19 protein-coding genes and 1 pseudogene are annotated in these 24,810 nt (G+C 66.6%); 15 read left to right on the top strand and 5 right to left on the bottom strand.

Features of this window, described 5'->3' with window-relative positions:
* Window positions 1–32: 32 nt before the first annotated feature.
* From OU995_RS15215 to OU995_RS15190, 6 genes are all read left to right on the top strand, one after another.
* Window positions 33–1,334 (top strand): hypothetical protein, encoded by a 1,302-nt coding sequence (locus OU995_RS15215; protein WP_267830873.1) that lies wholly within the window; start codon window positions 33–35, stop codon window positions 1,332–1,334.
* A gap of 33 nt (window positions 1,335–1,367) precedes the next feature.
* A complete protein-coding gene (locus OU995_RS15210) occupies window positions 1,368–3,332 on the top strand; it encodes a hypothetical protein (protein WP_267830872.1) in 1,965 nt (654 codons plus the stop codon).
* Between the two features lie 75 nt (window positions 3,333–3,407).
* Entirely contained in the window at window positions 3,408–4,304 is an 897-nt protein-coding gene (locus OU995_RS15205) for a hypothetical protein (protein WP_267830871.1), read from the top strand.
* Between the two features lie 89 nt (window positions 4,305–4,393).
* Window positions 4,394–5,476, top strand: coding sequence for a hypothetical protein (locus tag OU995_RS15200; RefSeq protein WP_267830870.1), 1,083 nt, complete (start codon window positions 4,394–4,396; stop codon window positions 5,474–5,476).
* Window positions 5,477–5,527: 51 nt separating this feature from the next.
* On the top strand, window positions 5,528–6,415 hold the full coding sequence (locus OU995_RS15195; protein WP_267830869.1) for a hypothetical protein: 888 nt from the start codon (window positions 5,528–5,530) through the stop codon (window positions 6,413–6,415).
* Window positions 6,416–6,435: 20 nt separating this feature from the next.
* The gene (locus OU995_RS15190) at window positions 6,436–7,524 is read left to right on the top strand and encodes a DUF4438 domain-containing protein (protein WP_267830868.1); all 1,089 of its coding nucleotides are present in this window, start codon (window positions 6,436–6,438) and stop codon (window positions 7,522–7,524) included.
* Window positions 7,525–7,605: 81 nt separating this feature from the next.
* On the opposite strand, the gene OU995_RS15185 is transcribed toward OU995_RS15190, so the two are convergent.
* The 5 genes and pseudogenes from OU995_RS15185 to OU995_RS15165 all read right to left on the bottom strand — a co-directional run bounded on the left by OU995_RS15185 (window position 7,606) and on the right by OU995_RS15165 (window position 13,332).
* Entirely contained in the window at window positions 7,606–8,586 is a 981-nt protein-coding gene (locus OU995_RS15185) for an ATP-binding cassette domain-containing protein (RefSeq protein WP_267830867.1), read from the bottom strand.
* A gap of 5 nt (window positions 8,587–8,591) precedes the next feature.
* A pseudogene (locus tag OU995_RS15180) lies at window positions 8,592–8,961 on the bottom strand (ABC transporter permease subunit); the annotation flags it as partial.
* Window positions 8,962–10,147: 1,186 nt separating this feature from the next.
* A complete protein-coding gene (locus OU995_RS15175) occupies window positions 10,148–12,469 on the bottom strand; it encodes an ATP-binding protein (protein WP_267830866.1) in 2,322 nt (773 codons plus the stop codon).
* A 9-nt stretch (window positions 12,470–12,478) separates the two neighbouring features.
* Window positions 12,479–12,721, bottom strand: coding sequence for a winged helix-turn-helix domain-containing protein (locus OU995_RS15170; RefSeq protein ID WP_267830865.1), 243 nt, complete (start codon window positions 12,719–12,721; stop codon window positions 12,479–12,481).
* Window positions 12,722–13,122: 401 nt separating this feature from the next.
* On the bottom strand, window positions 13,123–13,332 hold the full coding sequence (locus tag OU995_RS15165) for a hypothetical protein (protein WP_267830864.1): 210 nt from the start codon (window positions 13,330–13,332) through the stop codon (window positions 13,123–13,125).
* A 314-nt stretch (window positions 13,333–13,646) separates the two neighbouring features.
* Between OU995_RS15165 and OU995_RS15160 the strand changes: the two genes are divergently transcribed.
* From OU995_RS15160 to OU995_RS15120, 9 genes are all read left to right on the top strand, one after another.
* Window positions 13,647–14,339, top strand: a complete 693-nt coding sequence (locus OU995_RS15160; protein WP_324288555.1) for a response regulator transcription factor — start codon at window positions 13,647–13,649, stop codon at window positions 14,337–14,339.
* Window positions 14,340–14,347: 8 nt separating this feature from the next.
* Window positions 14,348–15,835 carry a sensor histidine kinase gene (locus tag OU995_RS15155; RefSeq protein ID WP_267830863.1) on the top strand — a complete coding sequence of 496 codons (1,488 nt, stop codon included), beginning with the start codon at window positions 14,348–14,350 and terminating at the stop codon, window positions 15,833–15,835.
* A 562-nt stretch (window positions 15,836–16,397) separates the two neighbouring features.
* The gene (locus OU995_RS15150; RefSeq protein WP_267830862.1) at window positions 16,398–17,582 is read left to right on the top strand and encodes a maltoporin; all 1,185 of its coding nucleotides are present in this window, start codon (window positions 16,398–16,400) and stop codon (window positions 17,580–17,582) included.
* An 81-nt stretch (window positions 17,583–17,663) separates the two neighbouring features.
* The gene (locus OU995_RS15145) at window positions 17,664–18,920 is read left to right on the top strand and encodes an ABC transporter substrate-binding protein (protein WP_267830861.1); all 1,257 of its coding nucleotides are present in this window, start codon (window positions 17,664–17,666) and stop codon (window positions 18,918–18,920) included.
* 83 nt (window positions 18,921–19,003) lie between these two features.
* Complete coding sequence (locus OU995_RS15140) at window positions 19,004–19,882, top strand: carbohydrate ABC transporter permease (protein ID WP_267830860.1); 879 nt, start codon at window positions 19,004–19,006, stop codon at window positions 19,880–19,882.
* A gap of 20 nt (window positions 19,883–19,902) precedes the next feature.
* Window positions 19,903–20,796: a carbohydrate ABC transporter permease gene (locus OU995_RS15135; protein WP_267830859.1), complete on the top strand. Its 894-nt coding sequence runs from the start codon at window positions 19,903–19,905 to the stop codon at window positions 20,794–20,796.
* A 3-nt stretch (window positions 20,797–20,799) separates the two neighbouring features.
* Window positions 20,800–21,870: an ABC transporter ATP-binding protein gene (locus OU995_RS15130; RefSeq protein ID WP_267830858.1), complete on the top strand. Its 1,071-nt coding sequence runs from the start codon at window positions 20,800–20,802 to the stop codon at window positions 21,868–21,870.
* Window positions 21,871–21,919: 49 nt separating this feature from the next.
* Window positions 21,920–22,924, top strand: coding sequence for a glucokinase (locus OU995_RS15125; protein WP_267830857.1), 1,005 nt, complete (start codon window positions 21,920–21,922; stop codon window positions 22,922–22,924).
* Window positions 22,925–23,168: 244 nt separating this feature from the next.
* Window positions 23,169–24,809: a serine hydrolase domain-containing protein gene (locus OU995_RS15120; protein WP_267830856.1), complete on the top strand. Its 1,641-nt coding sequence runs from the start codon at window positions 23,169–23,171 to the stop codon at window positions 24,807–24,809.
* The last annotated feature ends 1 nt before the right edge of the window (window position 24,810 follow it).

Raw genomic sequence — 24,810 nt, 5'->3', positions numbered from 1 at the left:
ACGCCCTCCCCACCCGCGCCACGGACGCCACCATGGACACCCGCCGCTTCCTGCAGACCAAGATGGCTGGCCTGGCTGCCCGCATGAGCCGCCTGGCGCGCATCGACAACGCGTTTGTCGGCCTGCGTCCGCAGGACCAGCCCTATGCGCCGTCGCCGGAGCATTTCCGGGTGGCCAACCAGCGGCTGAACCGGGTGGAGCAGCGCATCCGCACGCGTTTCTCCCAGCTCCGCCAGCAGTGGCGCCAACAACCGGTGCAGCGCACGCTGATCGACATGGCGTTGGTGGAGCGTGAGCTGGACCGGGCCCGGCGGCTGTTCGGCATGTTCTATGAAGTCTTTGCCCAGCGCGGCACCAGCTTCGGGCCCGCCCTCAGTGCCCACGACACCATCGCGCAGGACTGTTATGTCGCCGTCCGCGAGGCCGCCCCCCGCATCTTCGATGGGCCCCTGCTCAAGCCGCTGTGCTACATGGAGCACGGCTATTCGCCGGCCACCATGCGCCGTGGTGTGGCGCTGTCGCGGCTGCTGGGCGAGGCCAATCCGTTCCCGCTGATCCGCATTCCCTGGGACCGGGATCAGCCCTGGCAGAGCGTCTTCCTGCATGAAGTGGCGCACAACCTGCAGGCCGACCTGGGCATCTGGCAGGAGAACCGCCAGGCGGTGGTGCGTCGGGTGATCGGGCAGTTGCGGGACCCCTTCCTCGCGACGGTCTACGGCCGCTGGCACAAGGAGATCTTTGCGGACCTGGCTGCCATTCTGCTGGGCGGCCCGGCGGCGGCATGGGGCATGGCGGACTTCCTGGCCCATCCGGCGCCGCGCACCATGACCTACCGCCCCGGGGGGGCCCATCCCACGGCCTACCTGCGGGTCTACCTGCTCGCCGAAATGATGCGCCGCCTGGGCTTTGCCCGGGATGCCACGCGGCTGCTGCGTGTCTGGCAGACGCTCTACAACAGCGGTGGTCCGAACCGCATTCCACCGGCGCTGGTGCGCAGCGTGCCGCGCCTGGTGCCGGAGGTGGTGGACGAGATTGCCTTCCAGACGCGGCGCAACCTGGCCCAACGCGCCCTGGTGGATGTGATTCCCTTCCGACGCGAGGACGAAGAAGCCATCCGCGACGGTGCCGCCTCGCTGCGTGAAGGCCGCTCGACCGGACTGCCACCGCGTCACCTGGTCAGTGCCGCCCACTATGCCCTGGAGGGCGGCCGGGTGGTCCCCACCGAACTGGCCCAGCGAGTCACCCGCGAACTGATTGACATCGGACGAGAGAACACCAGTGCCGTGTTGGCCTCGCCCGCCACCGCTTCCCATCCCCGCGTTCTTGCCGCCTGACGGCCACCCACGATCCCGACACCGAGGTGAACCATGCCCACATCCCTGACGTCATCCTCCGATCCCAAGGCCAGCAGCCACGCCATCGACAACCTGCTGCGGCGCGAGCTGAAGGTGGGGGACCCCAGTGACCCGGTGCAGATCGCCCGCGCCCTGGCCGACCGCTACCAGGCCAGCCCTCGGGCCCAGGCCATCGACGGTGAATCACGCGGCCTGCCCTTCCTGCAGACACCCATCGTGCGGCCCGCCGGCGTGCAGACGCAGACCGCCAGCGACATCGACCTGGATCAGGCCCGCAGCGATGTGGAAGCCGACCTGACCCAGCTGCTGCGCTCCACCTACAGCAAGGACATCCGCCCGGAGCTGGAAGGCTGGCAGTCCATCATTCAGCGTTCCATTGAGGAAGGCGTGGCCTGCGCCCGGTTGGGGCTGGACCCGCAGCGGCGGGACACCGCCTTTGCCATGCGGCGGCAGTTGGGCGAATACGCACGCCTGTCCCGCCTGATCGGTGCGCTGGAGCCGGAGCTCAACCGGGACTTCCGCTCCCTGGCGCTGAGCCTGGATGAAGTCAGCGCGGTACTGCTGGTGCTGATGGGCGAATCCATGGCCAACATCGGTTTCTCCGGCGGTCGTTTCCTGCTGCAGGTATCGTATGCCGAGCTGCAGGCCCGTCGGGATGCGGTGCTCAATGCGCTGCGGCTGGTGGATGGGTCGGGCGGCATGTCCACGCAGCCCGGCCAATGGCCACGGGGCATCCGCGCCTATCGCACGCTGAGTCAGCAGTTCGAGGCCAATGGCCAGGGGGACCTGCGCTCGCTGATGAGCGAATCGGAAATGAGCCGCACCCTGGACCAACTGGTGCAACTGGCCAGTGGCGGCACGCCTTATGGGCTGCGGTCCATCGGCGCCTCCGCCTGGGCGCCGATCAACCGCCTCTACCGGTTTGTGCAGATCACCCTGCAGCCGGTGGCCCGCAGTTCACCCGAGCTGGCCGCCCTGCATGAAGCGATGATGCTGTTCCTCGGCGGCTTTGCGCAGGCCGGTGGCTTCCGCCTGCTGCGCGTGGCGCGGCCGACCGTACTGAACTACGGGCTGTATGGGTCCGCCACCATCAGCAAGGCCGAACTGCGGCTCATGGAGATGGTGAACCTGCGCGGCGCCCTGGCCCGTCTGCTGGACAACCTCACCCAGTGCGCCTGCGACGAACACCGGGTGCTCACCCAGACGGTGCTGGACAGCATCCTCTTCTCGCTGGACCGCGCCATCGACTACTACTGCGTGGGCAACGACACCGAGGACTTCGGTGTCCCCGAGGCCCGTGCCGCCGCCTACAGCCTGCTGCTGGATGCGGTGCTGCCGGAGCCCCTGGCCGTGCCGCCCCCCGGAGCCGTGTCCTACCCCATGCCGGGCCTGGGCTCGCTGGCGACCGGTGCCGTGCAGAACTGGCCCTGGCGGCCCACGCCCGTGTCGCCCTCCATTCCGCGGCCGCCCTACCTCGGCGAATACGTGCCCCGCAATGTCGGCAAGCAGCAGCCCATCACCGACCTGCTGGACAACCTGCGCGGGCTGCTGCGTCCGCGCCCGTCCGGCATCTATCTGCAAGGCGCCTGGTGGGAAGGCGGCAACACGCAGGACCGCTTCAACCACTGGGTGCATGGCGACGAGGATTGGACGGCCGGTTCCGGCTCGGGCTACAGCTTCGGCCGCATCCTGAAGGAGGAGCTGGCCCTCATCAAGCAGACCGACCAGGAATGGCGCTCCGTGGTCAGCCAGATGACCACCGGCTATGTGGCGGTGGAGCGGATCTTCAACAATCCGGGCACACCCAGCGAGGACAGCGGTTGTCTCAGCCTGGTGGTCGATCGGGCCATCGGCTTCCTGTCCGCCGCCACGGCCGGTGTCCCCGGTGCGGAAATTCCGTTCGACAGCTCGCCGACGCCACTGCGCATTCCGCCGCATTACGAGGAATCGCTGGAGGTAATTGCCCTCAAGCCCTGACCCCCATCGCCAGGCCCCTCCCCGCGCCCCAAGACCCGGCCCTTCCATTGACCGATACCTTCCAGGAGCACCGCCATGCCCAGCATCCGGTTGACCCCCTTGCAGCCCACCAGCTTCGACCTGTGGCGGGACCGCGTCCTCACCACGCCGCGGCGCACCCTGATCCGCGAAGCGTCGATGGACCGGGACGCCGCCACCGGCACCTTCCAGACCCTGGCCGAACGCCTGGTGGGCGACGAGGACGCTCCCACGCTGGCCACCCAGATCCGCGACCTGACCGACGCGGTGAAGACCCTGCTGGCGGACCAGCGCGGCCATGTGCCGGTGAGCGTGGGGCAAAGCGCGGTGGACATTCACACCGCCTTGTCCGAGCAGGGTCCGTTGGTGGTGGCGCTCAGGGACTGCGTCCACGCCATCGACAACCTGGACATGGATGACGACGATGAGGAACCGGGCGCCCCCACGGAACCAGGCATCCCGGATGAACGCGCCATGGCCGTGCTGCGGGCGCTGGATGACCTGCGTGACCCGCTGCTCGACACCGACCTGAGCGCGGACGAGGTGAACAAGTCCTTGATGGAATGGCGCGAGGACCCCGACACCCAGGGGGCCTGGGAACAGCTCGAAGCCCTGGGCGAAGACTGGCAGAAGCGCTTTCTGGCGCTCTCGGATCTGCTCGCCGGTGATGCGTTCGGCATCACTCCTTCCGCGCGCCGCGAGCGGCTGGGGGAGCTGATGGCCCTGGAACAGGACATCACCCATGCCTGGGCGGATGGGGAGGACACCAGCACGGTGGCGCAGGCCCTGCCAGAGGTACTCGCCCCTCCGGCCCAGGCCAAAGCCGCGCGCCGCACTGACAGGACCTTGGCCACAACAGCGGCACCAAGGTCGGCGCCGAAGTCTGCGTCAAAGTCGGCGTCAAGGCCGGCAGCCAAGGCCGCAGCGAAAGCGCCCCGCAGCGGTCGCCGTTAGCCGCCGTCCGCCCCGACCCCGTCCACGCCCCCCCCTCACGCAACGCCATCGAAGGCAACGCCCCCAACCGGCCACATCAGGAGTGCAAGATGAGCTTCCAGACTACCGAAACCATTCAGCGGCTGTGGGAAACCTTCCTGCAGGAGCAGGTGGCCGGCCTGCCACCTGAGGAGCGCGGCGCGCTCTCCACCCAGTTCGAGCAGCGCTTCGGTGAGCTGCTGGGCAAATCCGCTGGCGACAGTGACAGCGGGTTCTTCGACCTGCTGGGCATGGGCCCGCAGGGCAACGTCGGTTTCGACAAGATTGCCTACCCCTACGTCACGCCGGACTTCGACGATGCGGTGGTGCCCAGTCAACTGCATGCGGCCGCCGAGCTGTACTTCATCTATCAGCATGAACGGATGAAGATCTTCGAAGTGGTGGAGACGTTGCTGCGGCTGTTCCGCCTGGGCAAGATGCGCATCCAGCGCGGCCCGGGTGCGCGCGGGCTGTACCTGCTGGAGAAGTGGAAGCCGCTGCGCTACACCCGCAACGACCGGATGATTGCCTACCGCCGCGCCTTCAACTACGGCACCGCGCAGCCGCCGGCCGGTGCGGTGGTGAACCGCAACTTCCACCGCCAGGTGGTCGGCTTCATGGTGGCGGTGGGCCAGTACTTCCGTGACCTGCTGATCGGTGAGGTCATCCGCGGCGGCCAGCTCATCGACCAGCGTCCGTTCGGCAGCGTGGGCACCATCCAGCGCATCGGCCTGGACCTGCGGTATGCCCTGGACCGCTCCACCTACGGCAACATCTTTGCGTTGGCGATGGAGACGGGTCACTACCTGATCCAGGTGCTGAAGCTGCTGGACGCCCCCGACATCAAGAAGGCCTTTGATGCCAACACCAAGTGGGACGTGGTGGAGATCGTCTCCAACCGCTACCTGGGCGGTGTGGCGGAGCCCTCCCAACGGGCCAAGATGGCGGAAAGCGGACGCCGCGTGCTGCAGTTCGTGGCGGACAACGACTTCAAGACGGCCGTGGACCCCATCCTGTTCCAGAACGTGGTGCGGCCGATGGGTGCCCATGCGGAGGCCTGGATTGCGGCCTACCGCATGACACCGGAGGGCCGCAGCTTCCCCGGTGTGACGCCGGCCCTGCAAAGCGTGCTGGGGGTACCGCAAGCCGCCTGAAACGCAAGATCTGGCGCCTGGCCCGATGGACCGCAACAAGAGAGGTGACCCATGCGGCGCGCGGATGTGTCGGTGCATGTTGACCAACGGCGGCTGCCCTGCGTGCTGGAACCTTCGCTGCTGCTCACCCATGCGCAGGGCCCCACCCTGGCCCTGCGGCTGGTGGCCGTTTTCGAGCCCTGGCTCACCCGCAGCTTCTGGCAGGCGCTGGACAACAGCGAGCTGTTGATGGGGCGCTCGCCCAGGCCGGCGGGGGCACCGCTGGCGCAAGCGCCTCGGGCGGCGCACAGCGCTGGCGCCATCAGCGCCGAAGCCCTGAGCCGCTGGATTCAACTGCGCGAGCGAACGGACGAAAGTGCCTGGGTGCTGCGCTGGGTGGGCGACCGGATTGCGGAATCCCAGTTGCGCGATATGGAGGACCTGAGCCTGTTCGATCAGTTCGAACTGCTGCAGGCTGCCTTGGAGCAGCGCGCGGAGCAGCATGGGCTGGGCATGGAGGCCCCCTGGCGCGGACTGGACCTGCATCGGGCGGCGCTGGATGCGCTGAGCCTGTCCGCCGTGCTGGAGGGCGCGCTGATCCTGTGCAGCGCCACGCAGGATGGAGAACCGGCGATGGTGGCATTGGCCCGGCAGTTGGGCCTTGAGGTGACGGATACAGGCGCCGGGGCCGTCTTCCCGGAGTCCCTGTTCAGCGCCGAACGACAGTTCCTGCGCGAGGCGCTGGCCCGTGCCGGCCTGGCACCGCTGGCTCAACGGCTGCCCGCGCTGGCGGCGGTGCATGTCTGCCTGGACATGGAACCCGCGAATTCCGGCGCTGCCGTGGCCGCCAACGTCCCGGCTGCCGGCACCGACGTGGCCGACGTCTCCGTGCTGACCGGGATGGATTGCGACCCGCCCGACCCCTGGCAGCATGCCCGGCTGTGGTGGTATGAGTTGTGATGGGCCCAGCCTGGAGACCGATGATGTGGAGTGACACCCAAGCCCCCCTGCCCCCCGCGCAGCGCCCCGGCGCGGACCGGCCCGGCCCCCGCATCAACAGCCAGGAGCTGGTGATCGTGTCGGTGCAGGGGCAGATCGCCCATCCGGTGGCGGGAGCCGCGCCCTACCGCATCGGTCATGATGGCGTGCCGCGTGTGCTGCCCGGCACCGGCGGCATCGTGCTGAACCGCCGCATCGGCGACCTGTGCGTGGGCCTGGCCGGGGACCACATCGAGCCCGGTGTCTCCCTGCACAACAACAGCCGCGAAATCATCGGCCCGCGTGATGGGCCCAACACCGCGCTGATCACCTATGCCTGCGTGGGCAATGTCGCCGAGGTGCTGAACGGCCGGTGCCGGGGGCAGCGCGGCCTGGTCACCGGCAAGCATGGCGGCGTCAACCATGTGATGGTGGACTTCCCCACACCCGTGCTGGCCCGGCTGGCCATTGGGGATCGCATCGGCATCCGGTCGCACGGCCTGGGCCTGCGCCTGTTGCGCCATCCCAGGATCGAAGTGATGAACTGCGACCCGGCGCTGCTGGGGCGTTGGGGCCTGCTGGAACAGGAGGGCCGGCTGCATGTGCCGGTGACCCATCTGGTGCCGGCCCGGTTGATGGGGTCGGGCCTGGGCAAGAACACCGCGTGGCGCGGCGACTACGACATCCAGTTGGCCGACCGGCCCAGCCGGGAGCGCTGGAAGCTCACCAGCCTGCGCTTTGGCGACATGGTGGCCATCGTGGGCGCGGATGTGCGGCGCGGGCCGATCTATCGGGAGAGCCGCGTCACCATCGGGGTGATCGTGCATGGTGACTCCACGGTGTCGGGCCATGGCCCCGGCGTCACACCGCTGCTGACCGGCCCTGCGGCCTGCTTGCGACCATTGCTGCGGCCCGACGCGAACCTGGCGGAGATTTTTCAGGTGCGGCGGGCCCAGCCCGCGCGGCCTCAGCCCTTGCTGGTGGAGCGCGATGCACGGCGGCGCTCATGCCGTCCGGTGGAAACGCCCGGGCCGCGTCTGGCCTTCGACACGGACCTGGCGCATGCCGACGATGTTGGCCATATGGCCTGATTCGCCTGATTCGCCTGAGTTGCCTGAGTTGCCTGACCGGCCGCAGCCGCCCTGCGCCAGGGGCGCGCCCGCCCCTGGGGTTCAGACCGCCCAGCGCAGTTGTGGCGCCGCAATCGCGGAGGGGATCGATGCGGATCCGAAGGGCGGTGTCACATCGGCCGCATCGGGTACCTGCAGCACCCGGTCGAGCAAACGTTGCTCCAGGGCGGCAAAGGCGGCATCGCGGACGCGGGGCCGCGGCAGATCAATCCGCAGGTCCAGCGCCAAATGGCCATGCTCGATCAGCAATACCCGGTCCGCCAGCGCAACGGCTTCGGCCACATCATGGGTCACCAGCACCGCCGTAAAGCCCTGACGCAGCCACAGTCGCTCGATCAGCCGCTGCATCTCGATGCGGGTCAGCGCATCCAGTGCGCCCAGAGGCTCGTCCAGCAGCAGCAGTCGCGGTGTATGCACCAGCGCCCGGGCCAGGGCCACCCGCTGACGCTGTCCGCCAGACAGGCGCGCCGGCCACTCCGGGCCGCGTTCACCCAGCCCCACCTGGGCCAGCGCCGCTGCCGCACGTTCGCGCCCCTCCGGGCCTGCAAGCCCAAGCGCCACGTTGTCCTGCACCCGGGCCCAGGGCAGCAGCCGCGCATCCTGGAACATGAAACGCACGTCCTTCTTCGGCCCGGCGTCGAGCTCCCCCGCCGTGGGCTGGTCCAGCCCGGCCAGCAGACGCAGCAAGGTGCTCTTGCCACAGCCGCTGCGGCCGATCACCGCCACAAATTCACCGGGTCGGATGTCCAGATCAATGCCGGCCAGCACCTGGCGTTCACCGAAGGACTTGCCCAGCCCCCGCAAGTGAATCGCGTCACCGCCCTGTGGACCGGCGCGCTGCAGCCATGCTGGCTGCACATCGGCGCTCACCGCCGCAGGCGTCTGCGACGCCCCACCACGGCTCTCACGGCCGGGACCGCCTTCACGTCCCTCCGGTCGTTCACGTGCTTCGCGCTCCGAGGCCGCCGCCGGCGCCCCGCCGGCCGCCCGATTCACTTCCACCAGCAGATCAATATCGGTCATGCTCATCATCGTTGGTAGCCCGGATGCCACCGCAGCCATGCCCGCTCCAGCCCATGGGCCAGCAGGTCCGCCAGCTTGCCCAGCAGTGCATAGATCAGGATGCCCACCAGCACGACATCGGTCTGGAGGAACTCCCGCGCATTCATCGTCATGTAGCCGATCCCGGCCTGCGCGGAAATCGTTTCGGCGACGATCAGCATCACCCACATCAAGCCCAGCGAGAACCGCAGGCCCACCAGGATGGACGCGGTCGCCCCCGGTCAGGATGACCTTCCGGTAGAGGCTCCAGCCGCTCAGCCCATAGGAGCGGGCCATTTCGATCAGATCGCGGTCCACATGGCGAATGCCGTGAAAGGTGTTGAGATACACCGGCCACGGCGCCCGCACCCGCCGCCAGGCCGCGTGACGCCTGCCAGGCCGGAACCCCACCCAAGGTGCGTTGAATCGCCATCTGACCCAGCAGGTCGATCAGGGCCGCTGCGGCGCCAAAGGTGCCGCTCATCGACCCTCCCACATCGGACGGACGGAGGTTGCGGCCATCCGCCGGCTGGGGTGCGTGCGAGTTGCCCACGTGCACGGTGTTGGTGGCCGGCCGCAATGCCTCGCGGAACTGCGCCTGCAAATGGGCAATGACCTGGATCGCAGCCGCTGATTGGGCCACGCCGATCAGGGCGGGATTGCTGCGGGCGGCGATGGTGAGCCCCATCGCTGCAAAGTCCCCACCGGCAATGCCCAGGGATTGCACGCCTTGCCAGATCCGGCGCGGCAGGCTGTTGCCCTGGCGGTTCACATCCCCGCTGAAGCCGGCGTTGGCCTGTTCCGCATATCGCTCGCTGTGGAGCTGCGAGACGATGCGTCGGCCCATGGACCATGTGGTCAACGCCACTTGCGCCCCCAGTGCGACATCGGGATGAGAGGCCACCGCACGCGCCACCTCCGGAGCGATCAGCCCTTGCACCACCGTGCGCACAGCCGCCACCGGCCCGGCGTGGCGGGCGTTCTGCATGGCAAAGAAGCTCAGTGCGCCGGCCTCACGGGGACCGGGTTGCGGAGCTTGGCTCTCGCGCGTCAGAGCCGTTGTCTGCGATGTAGCCGACGTCGTTGTCTGGGCCGTTCTGAGCCGGTCCAACGACTGTCTTGGTGCCAACGCGGCTGCGGTGGGTCGCGCTGGACCGGGATCGGATGCACGCCGTACAGGCAGCCCCGGGTCGGAGTGCATCCGACGAAACGGCACCGGGGACACTTCGGCAGAACGCGGTGTCCGCACGGATTCCCCGGACGAGGAGCCCAGGTCGCGCAAGGCGATGGCGCCTGACGCCCCGGGTGGCGAGTGCTCGGCCTCCGGGGGCATATCGGGCAAAGCAGTGGGCAGCGTGGTGATCTTCATGGCTGGGTCCGGCAATCAATGCCGAGCCACTCTCGACCGAGCCCGTGACCGCTCTGTGACGGGGCCGTGACCCTGCCCCTGAACGGTCAAGAACAGCGGCAGGCTGTCGCGCCACCACGCAAACCTTCGTTTGGTTCGGCTTCATCCCGTGGTCACCCACCACTCACCCACCAGTCACCCACCCACGACGCGCTGATCCACATCGATCCGTCCCAGCGTGGGCACTCGCGCCCCTGGCGGCCCCGGACCGTCCTCGGCCAGGGTGGGGAGCGCCAGGGCCGTCACCAGCGCCTCACGCTCCTGCCAGCGGCGCCCTTCTTCGCGCAGGATGGCCAGTCGCAGATCGTCCAGGCGTTGACGCATCCGCTGCACCAGTGCATCCCAGGGCGCGGGCGGCTCTTCACGCGGTGACTGCGGCCAGGCGGCCGCTGCATGACCCATCAGCCGCGCCGCATCCGCATCCCGTCCTTCGGACCACGCGAGCCACACCAGGACCGGCAACAGATGCGCAACGATGTCCGGGCCCGCCTGCAGCAAGGCCTCCGGCGCCATCAGCATCTCCAGCACGGCGCGCGCCTCGCGCACCCGTCCCTCGGCCAGCAGCACGGCCGCGCGGCATCCTCTCAGGCGCTGACGCAGCACCCCATCCACACCGCCCGCTTCCCATTCCCGCACCAGCACAGCTGCACAAGGCAAGGACCTTCCGTGGCCGACCAGCAGGGTGGTCAACCGCTGAAGGTCCTCCAGCAGCCAGGCGGTGGCACCGATCTCGCGCGCCAGCCGAAGGGACGCACACAGCGCCTTGTCCGCCTCCGCCGCCTGCCCTTCCACGCGCCACACATGGGCCCTCGCGGCCAGCCCCAGCAGCTTGAGGCGGTCCGCGTGCTGACCTTCACACTGCACCGCGAGGGTCATCATTTCCCCCATGGCATGGCGCATGGCCGCACGGCTGATTTCACGGTCACCCAGCACCTGCCGACACAGCGCCGTGTAGCGCACCGCCGGATCATCTGCGGTTCTGGACGCACGCAGGCCGCGACGGAACCAGACCCCCGCACCGGCCGGGTCGTTCGGCATCATCAGCGTGGCATGGTCGATGCAAAAGCGCGCCAGCGTCTCCGGGGCCAGGTCATGCGGCAGCTCGTTCTCGAAGGCCGCATGCCGCCAGCCGGCCTCATCCCGCAGCCCCAGCAGTTCAAACAGCGCGCGTGCATTGGCCAGCAAGCGCAGGCCCATGACCGGCGCGTGCTCCACACACCAGTCCAGCGCTGCACGCACATTGCCCAGCTCCGGTGCAAATTCCACCATCCAGCGCTCATCCGGCATCATCTGGAAAGCCCGTGCAGCGCGCTCAAACAGCTGGCACACCGTGTAGGCATGCATGTGCCGCGCCAGATGCACCTCCCCACATTCCTCCAGTTGCAGCAGACCATAGGCCCGTACGCTTTCCAGCAGCTCGTAGCGGGGGCGGTCGTCCGCGTCGACCTGGACGAGGGAATGGTCCACCAGACCTTCCAGCGCTTCTGCCACCGTCCAGGCATCAAACTGCCGGTCCGACAGCGCCACAGAGGCCATCTCCAGCGTGAAGCCGCCTTCAAACGGCTCCAGCCGCCGAAGGACCAGACGCTCGACGTCACTCAGCAGGACATGGCTGTCGTCCATGCAGGCCCGCAGGGACTGGTGCCGGCGCGGGCCCGCCTGCGTGCCACGCGTCAGCAGGCGATAACGGTCGTTCAGCCGCTCGCAGAGTTGATCCAGGCCGAAGGTGGCCAGGCGCCCCGCCGCGAGTTGCAATGCCAGCGGATGGCCGTCCAGGCGACGGCACAGGGTCGTGACCTGATCCAGGTTGTGCAGGCCCAGCGCAAAGGGCAGGCCTTGCGCCCGGACCTGGTCGATGAACAGCGCCACCGCACCTTGGCCCAGCGCTTCGTCCACGCTGCGACCGGGCGGGGGCGAGGACAAGGCCGGTGTACGCAACACGCGCTCGCCCGGCACCCGCAACACCTTGCGGCTGGTGACCATCAAGGTCACCTCTTCGGTGCCTTCAATCACGGCATGGCAGAAGTCCGCCGCCTGTTTGGCGCATGCCTCCGCGTTGTCCAGCACCAGCAGCAGCGACATCGGGCGCAGGACTTCCAGCAGGGTCTGCAGGTCCAGATCCGGGTCCAGCCCCAGTGCTGCCGCCACGGCGGCCAATGGCTCGCGCGGCTGCCCGCCCTGGTGCAGGTCCGCCCACACCACGCCGTGGCGCGCGGCGTGCCGACGCTCATGGGCACAGGCCAGCGCCAAGGTGGATTTGCCGATGCCCGGCGCGCCCACCACCGTCACCAGCCGGTGGCGCACCAGACGGCTGAGCAGGGTTTGAAGATCATGGTCACGCCCGTGCACGGTGACCGACAACGATGGCAAGGCCCGCAGGCGCACCTGTGGCAGTGCGGCCGCTGCACTGGCGTCTGCATCGTCGGGCCCGGGGGGCGCGTCTTCGATCAGCGGCAAGGCAAACCGCTAGCCCTGGCACGTCACGGTGACGATCGATTCGCGGCCCAGCACACGTCGCAGGGCGGAGACATGCACAGCGGCATTGTTCTCTTCCACCACTTGACCGGGCCACACGAGATTGAGCAGATCGTTCTTGGAAACGATCGCGCCGCCCTGTGACACCAAGGCAATCAGCAAATCGATCTGCCGGCCGCTCAGTGGGACCGGTACCCCTTCGGCGAGCAGCGCCCGCGCGGACAGCTCCAGCACGAAACCTTCAAAGCGAGATCGACTCGTCACCTCTTCTCGCCCTCGTTGGGGAACCTCTTTGAAGCCCACTGTCGGATTGTCCGCAGCCTGGCATGGCGCTGCACGATCTACGTCACCGGCCCTCGCGCCAGGAGGGAGTCACGAAAGTCGGCGCGAGTCTAAGGGTGCGTCATGACAGCGTCCAGCGTACCTGGGGCGTTCCCGGGGAGAAGACGCGGATGAGAGGGAAACAAGGCGTGAGCGCAGCGGTCCGCGTGACGCGCGGGCGCAGAGATACATGCCACGGAGTATCACCAGGCCCAAAGGCGTACTAAAAAATACCACCCTGGACTGACAACACAAGGCGCTCACTCCCGCGGATGTTTTGCGCCATCCGCGAAGGCTCGGCAAGCAAGCGCGCCTCAGCCCAGGGCGCCATCCCAGGAACTGGCGTTTTTCTGGGCCTGCTGGTTACTCTGAATGCCCACGTCCAGCTGGCGAGCGCGCAGCACTTCGGCGCAGCGCTCCACATGGGCCTTGTCCGGATGCCACGGCCCCGCGCAGAAAGCGCCGCTGTGAAGGTTGGCGTTCTTGGTGTAGACCACCCGCCAGAGCAGTTGTTTGAAGTCCACTTGAAAAGTCCAGAGGGGGCCGGAACGTTGCCGGCAAGGTCCCTGAGAAGCAGGTCCGTGGTGAGCGCAACGCCCGCAGCCAGGGGGCTGCAGCGGTGTCCGCAGGGGGTCCCCACCTGCCATGGAACCCACCATGGCACCATCATGCCGCCCGGCCCGACAGGGCAAAAGCCCCGTGCGCCGGCGCCGTGTGACGGATTAACGAAGCTTGCGCCCCTGACCGACGAATACCGCCCGAAAGCCTCCAAGCGGTGCAAAAACAATGCAAGGCCGTAAGCGCGCTAACATTCTGCCGCCCCACGACGGGGCGCCGCATGAACCCAAGCCCCATGAACCTGCTGCTGGCCGAAGACGATGCCCTCCTGGCGGATGCCCTGTGCGAGCAGATGCGCGCCAGCGGCTTTACGGTGGAACACGCCCCCAATGGCGCGGTGGCGCAGTACCTGCTCGCCAAACAGGCGTTTGATGTGGTGGTGCTGGACCTGGGCCTGCCGATGGTGGACGGGCTGCAGGTGCTCCGCCAGTTGCGCCAGCATGACGCCTCCCTGCCGGTGCTGATCCTGACCGCCCTGGACAGCCTGGAGGACCGGGTGGCCGGGCTGAATGCCGGCGCGGACGACTATCTCACCAAGCCTTTTGATTTTCCGGAGCTGGAAGCCCGCCTTCGGGCCCTGATGCGCCGCAGCCGCGCCATCAAGGCCGGCCATGAGCTGGGCGAATTGAGCCTGCAGCGGGACACCCGCTCCGCCCAGGTGCGCGGGGACATGCTGGAGCTGAGCCCGCGCGAATTCGACCTGCTGGACCTGCTGCTGACGCACCAGGGGCGGGTCATCACCAAGGAGCAGATCAACCAGGTCTGGTCGGGGGAACGCGGCACCGAAACGGTCGCGGGGAACAATGCGGTGGAGGTCTACATCCACCGGCTGCGGCGCAAACTGGAAGGCGCCCAGGTGGCCATCCGGACGGTCCGCGGCCTGGGATATCTGCTGGAACTGGAACGGACCTGAGGTCCGGGATGAGCGCCCCGCAGCCTCCCTCGCAGGCCTCCTCCCAGGCCCGGCGGCCGGATCCGGCCATGTATTCCCTCAAGCGCCAGTTGCTGCTGTGGCTGCTGCTGCCCCAGCTGGTGCTGTGGCTGGCCGGCGCCCTCTTCAGTTACCGGCTGGCCGGGCGTTACGCCAATGAAGCGGTGGACGCCACGCTGGCGCAGGCGGTGCGGTCCTTGTCCCGTCAGGTCAAACCGATGGGCAACGGCCTGCTGATCGACTTCCCCCGCGCGGCCCAGGACGTGCTGGAAGCCGACCCCAACGACAAGCTGCTCTATACGGTGAGTTCACCGCCCGGCAAATTCATCCTGGGCAACCGTAACCTGCCCAGCCCGCCCGCCACGCCGGCCAGCCCGCCGCTGGGCGATGCCCGCTTTTACGACGGTGAACTGGAAGATCCAGACGGTGGCACGGTGCATGCGCCGGTGCGGGTGGCAGCGCTGTATTTGCAGTTTGGGGACGACCCGAAGGCCCAGCAGATGATGCTGGTGCAGGTGGCGCGCTCCAGCGCCAACCGGGAACTGCTGTTCCGGCGGCTGCTGATCGACACCATGCTGCCGCTGTCGCTGCTGATCGTGCTGATGAGCATGATTGTGTGGGCCGGGGTGGGTGCGGGCCTGGCGCCCATCAGCCGACTGCGGCGGCTGGTGGAAGGCCGCAAGCCCAATGACCTGCGGCCCATCGAGCTGGATGCCGCGCCGCAGGAACTGCGGTCCCTGGCGCAGGCCATCAACGATCTGCTGGAGTCGGTGCGTCATAACGTGCAGGGCCAGCGCCGGTTCATCAGTGATGCCGCCCACCAATTGCGCACGCCGCTGGCGGGCCTGAAGAGCCAGAGCGAGCTGGCCCTGGCGGAGGCGCCCCCCGGCCCGCTCACCACCCGGCTGGCGCGGGTGCATGAAAGCGCCACCCGCAGCGCCCACCTGGTCAATCAACTGCTGGCGCTGGCCCGCACCGAGCCGGAATCGGTCACCCGCCAGCCGCTGACCCGGCTGGACCTGGTCCGGCTGGCACGGGAGGTGACCGCCGAAATGGTGCCCCGCGCCCTGCAGCAGGAAGTGGATCTGGGCTTTGAAGAAGAGCAGGAATTTTCTGCCGCCATCGAGGTCATGGGCATTCACCTGCTGCTGCGGGAAGCGCTGGTGAACATCGTGGACAACGCCATTCGTTATGCCGGGCGTGGCGCCACCGTCACGGTCCATGTCGCCCGTTCGCCACAATCGCCGGACACGGTGTTACTGACTGTCTCGGACAACGGCCCCGGTCTGGCCCCTGATATTGAGGACAAGGTCTTCGAACGTTTCTTCCGCGGCACCCAGGAAGGCAATGGCTGCGGCCTGGGCCTGTCCATCGTGAAGGAAATCGTGGAGCGTCACTCGGGAAGCGTGGAAGCCCGCAACCTGGCGCCTCAGGGGCTTCAGGTGACCGTCCGATTACCTGCCGCCATGGCGGTTTAGGCAAGGTCGGTCAGTTTTTGCAACCGTGCCGGGCCAGGCCCATGTTGCAAGACGGGGCCAGCCACAGGCCAGGCGCCGCCCAGGTTTTGGGTGCAAAGCGCGTGCAACGTCGGCTGATTTAACGCAGTACTGTGGAGAACTGACCCCACGTTGCAGCGAGATGACGCTGGCCGATCACCCTGCCGGCCCGCTGATTGCGGCGCTGCAGCAAAGACGACAACACCCGGGGTGGGCCGTTTGTTCCAGTTTTCAAGAACCTACAGGCACGCCGCCTGCCGGCCAGCGGCCCGGCGCCAGTTTCCTGAATGAAAGCTGAACACCAGCTGAACGCGCAATGGCGGGGTGGCGAGGGCGTGTGGATGGAAGCGCCCCGCATTGGCGCGCCAGTCGCCCCAGGAGGGGGAAAACCTGGCGCGTACCGCCCAAAAACCATAGTGGTAAGCACCAATATAGTTTCATTAAAGGAAAATTAAAGTGCGCCCCGCATGCAAGAAAGATAAACGCCTGCTTAACGACGTGCACCCGGAGCGTCGTTGGGCAAGCCCTACACGGAGACTCATCCATGATTCGCAATGCTCACGCGTACAAGCGTATTCCCCTGGCCGTCGGTCTGCTCATGGCCGCTGGCGCTTCCCAGGCCGTCGACTGGACCGGCTACTTCCGCGCCGGCCCTGGCCTGACCTCCAACGGCACCTCGCGTTCTTGCTACGCGCTGAACGGCGGCACCCAGGGCATGAAGTACCGCCTGGGCAACGAGTGCGATTTCTACGGTGAATTCCAGCTGGCCCAAGGCTTCAAGAAGGACGGCGTGGAATACAAGGTCACGCTGATGACCGACTACTACGACGGCTCCACCGACAACACCAAGGGTGACTGGGACGTTGCGCAGATGTTTGCTGAAGCCAAGGGCTTCGACATCGCCCCTGAAGCCACCTTCTGGATCGGCAAGGAACGTGGCCGTCGTGGCGACGTGCACATCGTAGACACCTACTTCACCGAAATGGTGGGCGTGGGTGCTGGCGCCAAGGGCTTCACCGGCCTGGGCCCCGGCAAGCTGGGCGTGGCCTACTACAAGACCGACAAGGATTCCAACGAGCGCCCCGGCCACCGCGGCAACGTGGAATACGTCGACGCAGCCGTGAATGACGGCGGCAAGCTGAGCGTGTTCGGCACGGTCACCAAGGCCCAGTTTGCTGGCGGCACCAACGGCTGGGGCCTGACCTTCAAGCATGAGCAGGCAAACCTGTTCGGCACCGGCCTGAACAACGTGATCTGGCTGCAATACGCCCAAGGCTCCACCGGCCTGAACTCCAACTTCGGCAACCTGACCGACACTTCCGCCGCCAAGAAGTACCGCGTGGTTGAATCGGTGAACTGGCAGACCGGCGCCTGGGGCGGCATGGCCATGGTGCTGTACGCACAAGAGAAGGACAACCAGGGCGTCGCGACCAAGTCGGGCTCCGTCGGTGGTCGTGTCTCCTACGCCGTCACCCGCAACTTCAAGCTGCTGACCGAAGCCGGCGTGTCCCAGTACAAGCCCGATGGCGGCCAGACGGCCCGCTTGACCAAGCTGACGTTCGCCCCCACGCTGTCGGTCGGCCCGGCCCTGATGGACCGCCCTGAGTTCCGCCTGTACGTGACCCACGCCAAGTGGAATCGCGCCGCCGGCAACGTCACCAACAACGTGAACTTCGAAGACAAGACCTCCGGCACCAGCTTCGGTGCCCAGGTCGAAGTGTGGTTCTGATCGGCCACAAACCCCTACATCTGAATCGCTGTCATCCCAGGCTGTAGAACACAACCTCCCTCTCACAAGGAGACAAAGCAAATGATGAAGCTCAAGCAACTCGCGAAGGCCACGGCCCTGGTGGCCGTGCTCGCGGGTGCCGGTGCGGCCCACGCCGGTGAAGTCGAAGTGCTGCACTGGTGGACCAGTGGCGGCGAGGCCAAGGCCGCCACCGCCCTGAAGGCTCAGCTGCAAAAGCAAGGCCACACCTGGAAGGACTTCGCCGTGGCCGGCGGCGGCGGAGACTCCGCCATGACCGTGCTGAAGTCGCGTGTGGTGTCTGGCAATGCCCCGGCCGCCGCTCAGATCAAGGGCCCTTCCCTGCAGGAATGGGCCGCTGAAGGCGTGCTGACCAACATCGATGGCGTGGCGGCAGCCGGCAAGTGGGATGAACTGATCCCGCCGGTGGTGGCCAACATCATGAAGTACAAGGGCCACTACATTGCCGCACCGGTGAACGTCCACCGCGTGAACTGGCTGTGGGTGAACCCGGAAGCGCTGAAGAAGGCCAATGCCAAGGTGCCCACCACCTGGGACGAGTTCTTCGTCACCGCCGAGGCGCTGAAGAAGGCCGGCATCATCCCCGTGGCGCACGGTGGCCAGAACTGGCAGGACTTCACCACCTTCGAATCGGTCGCCCTGGGCGTCGGTGGCGTGGACTTCTACAAGAAGGCGCTGGTCCAGCTGGACCCCGCCACCCTGCAGAGCCCGCAGATGGAGAAGGTGCTGACCACCTTCAAGCGCATCAAGGACTACACCGACAAGAACGCTCCGGGCCGCGACTGGAACCTGGCCACCGCCATGGTGATCAAGGGCGAAGCCGGCATGCAGCTGATGGGTGACTGGGCCAAGGGCGAGTTCGTGGCTGCGGGCAAGACCCCGGGCAAGGACTTCCTGTGTACAGCCGCTCCCGGTACGGCCAAGTCCTACACCTTCAACATCGACTCCTTTGCGATGTTCAAGCTGAAGAATGCGGCCAATGAGAAGGCTCAGCAGGACCTGGCCACGGCCATCATGTCGCCGGAATTCCAGGAACTGTTCAACCTGAACAAGGGCTCGATCCCGGTCCGCACCGGCATGAACATGGCCAAGTTCGACGACTGCGCCAAGCAGTCGGCTGTGGACTTTGCCGCCGATGCCAAGTCCGGCACCCTGGTGCCCTCCATCGCCCATGGCATGGCCGTTCCGGCCGCTGCCGAAGGCGCGATGAAGGACGTCGTGAGCCAGTTCTGGAACAGCGACAAGATGACCGCCAAGGAAGCACAAACCCGCCTGGTGTCTGCGTCGAAGACGAAGTAAGTCAAGGCGTTCGGGGCGGCTCCGTGAGGGGCTGCCCCGTTCGCTTTCCCCCCCGCCCCTCTTGCAGTACCCCGCCGCCCAGCATGTCCGCCTCTCGTGCACCGCGCAGCCCCTGGCTTCCCAAGCTGGTGGTGGCGCCCACCTTCCTTCTCTCCTTCCTCTTCATTTATGGGCTGATGGCCTGGAACGGCTATCTGTCGCTGTCCGCCTCGCGGCTGCTGCCCAACTATGAATTCGTCGGTCTGGACCAATACCGCGCACTGTTCGACAACGATCGGTGGTGGGTGGCCCTGACCAATCTCGGTGTGTTTGGCGTGCTGTTCATCGGCGGCACCACCGTGCTGGGCCTGCTGCTGGCCATCCTGCTGGATCAGAAGATCCGTGCTGAAGGCGCCCTGCGCACCATCTATCTCTACCCGATGGCCTTGTCCTTCATCGTCACCGGGACGGCCTGGAAGTGGATTCTCAACCCCGGCCTGGGCATCGAGCACCTGGTGCAGTCCTGGGGTTTCGAGAACTTCCGGTTTGACTGGCTGGTGGACCCTGACCATGCCCTTTACTGCGTGGTGATTGCCGGCATCTGGCAGTCGTCGGGCTTTGTGATGGCCCTGTTCCTGGCCGGCCTGCGCGGCATCGACGATTCCATCATCAAGGCAGCCCAGGTGGACGGCGCCTCGCTGGCTCGCATCTACTGGCGCATCATCATTCCGACGCTTCGTCCGGTGTTCTTCTCCACCGTCATGGTGGTGGCGCACATCGCCATCAAGAGCTTCGACCTGGTGATCGCACTGACCGCTGGCGGCCCCGGTTATGCCACCGACCTGCCCGCGACCTTCATGTACACCATGGCGTTCTCGCGCGGCCAGATCGGCCTGGGTGCTGCCAGTGCCACCATGATGCTGGCGACCATCGCGGCCATCGTGGTGCCTTATCTCTATTCCGAGCTGCGTTCGAAGTCATGAGCGTCGCCATGAGCCCCGAGATGACATCTTCTTCCTCCTCCGTCGTGCCGGCCCGCCGGCCCAGCGGCCTGAGCTGGCAGCGCGTGCTGCTGCTGCTGGTGCTTCTGGGCTTTGCGGCCTTCTTCCTGACCCCGCTGTATGTGATGGTCAGCACTTCGTTCAAGACCATGGACGAAGTGCGCAACGGCACGCTGCTCTCCATCCCGATGAGCCCCAGCTTCGAGGCGTGGTCCAAGGCCTGGGGCAGCGCCTGCACCGGCACGGACTGCGGCGGCCTCAAGCCCTTCTTCATGAACTCGGTCTACATGGTGGTGCCCGCCGTGCTGATCTCCACTGCATTGGGGGCGCTCAACGGCTATGTGCTGACCAAGTGGCGCTTCCGTGGCAGCGAAGTGATGTTTGCCTTCCTGCTGTTCGGTGTGTTCATGCCGATGCAGGTGGTGCTGCTGCCGATGAGCCAGGTGCTGGGCATGCTGGGCATTGCCAGCTCGGTGTGGGGCCTGATCCTGGTGCACGTGCTGGCGGGCATGCCGTCCACCACGCTGTTCTTCCGCAACTACTACGCCGGCCTGCCGGACGAGCTGATCAAGGCGGCCACGCTGGACGGTGCCTCGTTCTGGCAGATCTTCTGGCGCATCGTGGTGCCGCTGTCCACACCGATCCTGGTCGTGACCCTGATCTGGCAGTTCACCTCGATCTGGAATGACTTCCTCTACGGCGTCGTGTTCTCCGGCGCCGACAGCAAGCCGATCACCGTCGGCCTGAACAACCTCGCCAACACCACCAGCACGGTCAAGGAATACAACGTGGACATGGCCGCGGCGCTGATCGCCGCCCTGCCGACCCTCGTGGTCTACGTCGTCGCTGGCAAGTATTTCGTGCGCGGCCTGACCGCCGGCGCCGTGAAAGGATAAGCAATGGGTGCGCTCACCATTTCCCAGGTCCGCAAGAGCTACGGCGCGGCCGACATTCTCAAGGGCATCGACCTCTCCATCGATGCCGGTGAATTCCTGATCCTGGTCGGCCCGTCGGGCTGCGGCAAGTCCACCCTGCTGGCGATGATTGCCGGCCTGGAGCACCCCACCTCCGGCGCCATCCACATTGGCGACCGCGATATCACCTACCTGCCCAGCAAGGACCGTGACATCGCCATGGTGTTCCAGAGCTATGCGCTCTACCCCAACATGAATGTGGCGCAGAACATCGCGTTTGGTCTGGAGATGCGCAAGGTGCCGAAGGCGCAGCGCGACGAGACCGTGCAGCGCGTGTCCAAGATGCTGCAGATCGACCACCTGCTGGACCGCAAGCCGGGCCAGCTCTCCGGCGGCCAGCGTCAGCGCGTGGCCATGGGCCGTGCGCTGGCACGCGATCCGAAGCTGTTCCTGTTCGACGAGCCGCTGTCCAACCTGGATGCCAAGCTGCGCATCGAGATGCGTGCCGAGATCAAGCTGCTGCATCAACGCACCCGCACCACCACCGTCTATGTGACCCACGACCAGGTGGAAGCCATGACGCTGGGCGACCGCATCGCCGTCATGCGTGATGGTCTGGTGCAGCAGTTCGGCACGCCGGAAGAAATCTACACCCGCCCGGCCAACCGCTTTGTGGCCGAGTTCATTGGCTCGCCGACCATGAACTTCGTCACTGCAGAGCGTCAACAAGAGGGCCTGCGGGCCCAGGGCGTGGCGCTGCCGGTCAACGCCCAGCAGCAAGCCACCATCGATGCCACGATCGCTGGCAATGGCGGTTGCCTGTACGGGCTTCGCCCGGAGCACATCCGCCTGGCGGATGACGGCGTGCCCGGCAAGCTGGTGATGATTGAACCGACCGGTCCGGAGACCTATCTGCTGGTGGATACTCCGCTGGGGCAGATCACGTCGCGCGTGGCTGGCAACCCCCACCTTCACGTGGGTGATACGGTGCGCCTGCAATGGGCGGCAGAATCGGCCCATCTGTTCGATGCTGGCAGCGAAAAGCGGCTGGCCTGAGCGGACCCGTTGCTCCTCACCCGTTGCTCCTGACCCGATTCTTCTTCACATGAGTGCGATGCTTGATCCTGCGCCCCAGGGCGCTTCGGCCCAGGGCCGTCTTCTGGCCGACGTGGGTGGCACCAATGCCCGATTCGCCTGGCAGGCGCAGCCGCAAGGCGCGCTGACGGATGTCCGCACCTATGCGTGTGCGGACTATCCCAGCCTGCAGACCGCCATCGAGACCTATCTGGCTGACACGGGCCGGAATGGGGCTGGTCAGGGGCCGGCGCAAGGCGCCATCGGCATCGCCAATCCCATCGTGGGCGACCAGGTCCACATGACGAACCATCACTGGTCGTTCTCCATCGAGGCGCTTCGTCAGGCCATCGGCCTGGAGCGGCTGGTGGTGATCAACGATTTCACCGCGCTGGCCTTGGCGCTGCCGACGCTGGCGCCGGAAGAAAAGCGCCAGATCCGTGCCGGTCAGCCGGACGCGGGCGGCGCGCTGGCGCTGATCGGGCCGGGGACCGGCCTGGGCGTCTCAGGGCTGGTGCCTGCGGGTGACGGCAGCTATCGCCCGCTGCAGGGCGAAGGCGGCCATGTGACCTTGGCGGCGGTCACGCCGCGCGAGCAGGCGGTGGTGGCGGTGCTGCAGAAGCGCTTTGGCCATGCATCGGCCGAGCGTGCGGTGTCGGGGCTGGGTTTGGTGTGGATGTATGAAGCGCTGTGCGAGCTGGACGGCGTTCCGGTCCCGGCCCGCCTGGATGCCCCCACGATCAGTGCCAAGGCGCTGGATCGCAGCGACGCCCGTGCGGACGAAACGCTGGCGCTGATGTTTGCCTTCCTCGGCTCGGTCGCTGGCAACCTGGCACTCACGCTGGGCGCGCGCGGCGGCGTCTACCTGGGGGGCGGCGTGCTGCCACGGGTGATCGAGCGTCTGGAGACGTCTGCGTTCCATGAGCGCTTCCTGAGCAAGGGCCGGTTCCGCGCTTACATGGAATCGGTGCCGGTGTATCTCATCCAGGCCAAGGAATCGCCCGCGCTGCGGGGCGTGGCAGAAGCCCTGCGCTGATACCAACGCGGTGACGCGCGCCACGCGCGTCACCTCGGCAATGAAGGGCGCGCATGGCGAGACGCCGACGGGCGGGCTGTGAATGCTGTGATCGCCATGGCCGAATGACCATCAGCGAACATTCCATCCCGGGATTTCTGTCGTCTGTCGCAAAGGGTTCGCTGTGATGGTCGTGGCCACACATACTGCGCACGGTTCAAACCCTTTGCCTTGACTCATGCGCCAATGCCTGATTCCCGTTGCAGTGCTCCTGTCTCTGCTGGTCCATGGAGCCCACGCGGGCCAACTGGCCACGCCTTCCGCCATGGCGGCCTACGCCAACAAACTGCTGGACCAGCAGAAGTACGGTCCTGACAGCCCTGGCTTCACCGTGCTGGTCGCGCGCGGAGACCAATTGCTTTACAAGGGAGCTCGGGGCATGGCCAGCATCGAGCTCGGTGTTGCCATGCAACCGGACCAGTTGCTGCGCATCGGCTCCGTCACGAAACAGTTCGCCGCAGCGTCGCTGCTCAAGCAGATCGACCAAGGCAAGGCGGCCCTGGACGATCCTCTGTCCCGGTTTCTGCCGGACTATCCCAACGGCGACAAGATCACGCTGCGACAGTTGCTCAATCACACGTCCGGCGTGAAGAGCTACACCGGGATCCCGGGCTACATGGGCAATCCCGTGCGGCGGGATCTCAGCACGGCTGAGCTCATCAATGAGTTCAAAAACCTGCCCGTCGATTTCGCACCCGGCGAGCGGTGGGCCTACAACAACTCCGGCTATGTGCTGGTCGGCGCGGTGGTGGAGAAGATCTCCGGACAGCCTTGGTACCAGGCTGCGGACCAACTGCTCCTCCAACCCTCAGGCATCACCAGCGTGTCCTACGAGGCCGGAGACAAACTGTTCAAGGGGCTGGCCCGCGGCTACACCGTCAACAACGCGGGCGAAGTGGCACCGGCCAGTCTGTTGAGCATGACGCAACCGCATGCGGCCGGCGCATTGATCTCCAATACGGAAGGTTTGTGGCGCTGGAATCAGGCCTTGCACGGCGGCAAGCTGCTCAGCAAAGGCAGCTACGCCAGCATGACAACACCTGAAGGTGCCGCGAAGCCGTTCAAGTACGGATTCGGCATTGCCAGCGTGACGCTGCGAGACCAGACGATGTTGATGCACACCGGCGGCATTCACGGCTTCTCGTCGGTGTTGAATTACCTGCCGGCGAGCCAGACCACCGTGGTGATCTTGCGCAACAGCGACAGCGGGGGCGGCGGCGACACGGTGGTGGCGCAGAAGCTGGCAGCATTTGCGATCGGCGAGCCATTCCCGGACGCCGTGGCGGTGTCGGTGCCTGCAGAGCAGTTGCGCGCAGCAGAAGGTCTCTACGGTAATGGCGAGAAGCAGACACGCAACCTGCGTGTGAAGGATGGCGTGCTGCACAGCCAGCGCACCGGCGGTGGCGTGCTGCCTCTGGTGCCGGTGGGTGGCGACCACTTTGTGTTTCGCGACTCGGTGAGCGAGCTGCAATTGGAGAGGAGCGCGGAGGGCAAGGTGGTGGCCGTGACCGTCTTCAACAACGGCGAGAAGCAAGGTGAGCGCTGGGAACGCCAAGGAGACCTGCCACCGGAGTCGTCGTCGGTGGCATTGACGCCTGCGCAGATGGACGAACTGGTGGGCACCTACAGCGCCCCCGAGTTCTCCATCAAGATCTTCATCAGTGACAAGGGCCGCCTGATGGGCCAGGCGCCAGGCCAGCCTGCGTTCGAACTACAGGCCAGGACAGCGCGCCGGGTGGAGGTGCCGCAGGTCGGTGCCCAACTGGACTTCAGCGGCGAAGAAGGCAAGGCGGCATCGGTCACGCTGTTGCAAGGCGGCACGAAGCTGGTGATGCGCCGCCAGTGAT

Origin of the sequence: Roseateles sp. SL47, from assembly GCF_026625885.1 — a bacterium.
Taxonomy (GTDB): Bacteria; Pseudomonadota; Gammaproteobacteria; order Burkholderiales; family Burkholderiaceae_C; genus Roseateles.
The sequence above is the reverse complement of the archived record's forward strand: the minus strand, read 5'-3'. Positions and strand labels throughout refer to the sequence as shown.

Bases quoted from the DNA above. Each gene is read 5' to 3' on its own strand.
- OU995_RS15215 (WP_267830873.1), top strand. From the start codon at position 33: ATGGACACCCGCCGCTTCCTGCAGACCAAGATGGCTGGCCTGGCTGCC.
- OU995_RS15200 (WP_267830870.1), top strand. From the start codon at position 4,394: ATGAGCTTCCAGACTACCGAAACCATTCAGCGGCTGTGGGAAACCTTC.
- OU995_RS15130 (WP_267830858.1), top strand. From the start codon at position 20,800: ATGGGTGCGCTCACCATTTCCCAGGTCCGCAAGAGCTACGGCGCGGCC.
- OU995_RS15190 (WP_267830868.1), top strand. From the start codon at position 6,436: ATGATGTGGAGTGACACCCAAGCCCCCCTGCCCCCCGCGCAGCGCCCC.
- OU995_RS15160 (WP_324288555.1), top strand. From the start codon at position 13,647: ATGAACCCAAGCCCCATGAACCTGCTGCTGGCCGAAGACGATGCCCTC.
- OU995_RS15150 (WP_267830862.1), top strand. From the start codon at position 16,398: ATGATTCGCAATGCTCACGCGTACAAGCGTATTCCCCTGGCCGTCGGT.
- OU995_RS15125 (WP_267830857.1), top strand. From the start codon at position 21,920: ATGAGTGCGATGCTTGATCCTGCGCCCCAGGGCGCTTCGGCCCAGGGC.
- OU995_RS15140 (WP_267830860.1), top strand. From the start codon at position 19,004: ATGTCCGCCTCTCGTGCACCGCGCAGCCCCTGGCTTCCCAAGCTGGTG.
- OU995_RS15185 (WP_267830867.1), bottom strand. From the start codon at position 8,586: ATGACCGATATTGATCTGCTGGTGGAAGTGAATCGGGCGGCCGGCGGG.
- OU995_RS15135 (WP_267830859.1), top strand. From the start codon at position 19,903: ATGACATCTTCTTCCTCCTCCGTCGTGCCGGCCCGCCGGCCCAGCGGC.
- OU995_RS15155 (WP_267830863.1), top strand. From the start codon at position 14,348: ATGAGCGCCCCGCAGCCTCCCTCGCAGGCCTCCTCCCAGGCCCGGCGG.
- OU995_RS15195 (WP_267830869.1), top strand. From the start codon at position 5,528: ATGCGGCGCGCGGATGTGTCGGTGCATGTTGACCAACGGCGGCTGCCC.
- OU995_RS15205 (WP_267830871.1), top strand. From the start codon at position 3,408: ATGCCCAGCATCCGGTTGACCCCCTTGCAGCCCACCAGCTTCGACCTG.
- OU995_RS15145 (WP_267830861.1), top strand. From the start codon at position 17,664: ATGATGAAGCTCAAGCAACTCGCGAAGGCCACGGCCCTGGTGGCCGTG.
- OU995_RS15210 (WP_267830872.1), top strand. From the start codon at position 1,368: ATGCCCACATCCCTGACGTCATCCTCCGATCCCAAGGCCAGCAGCCAC.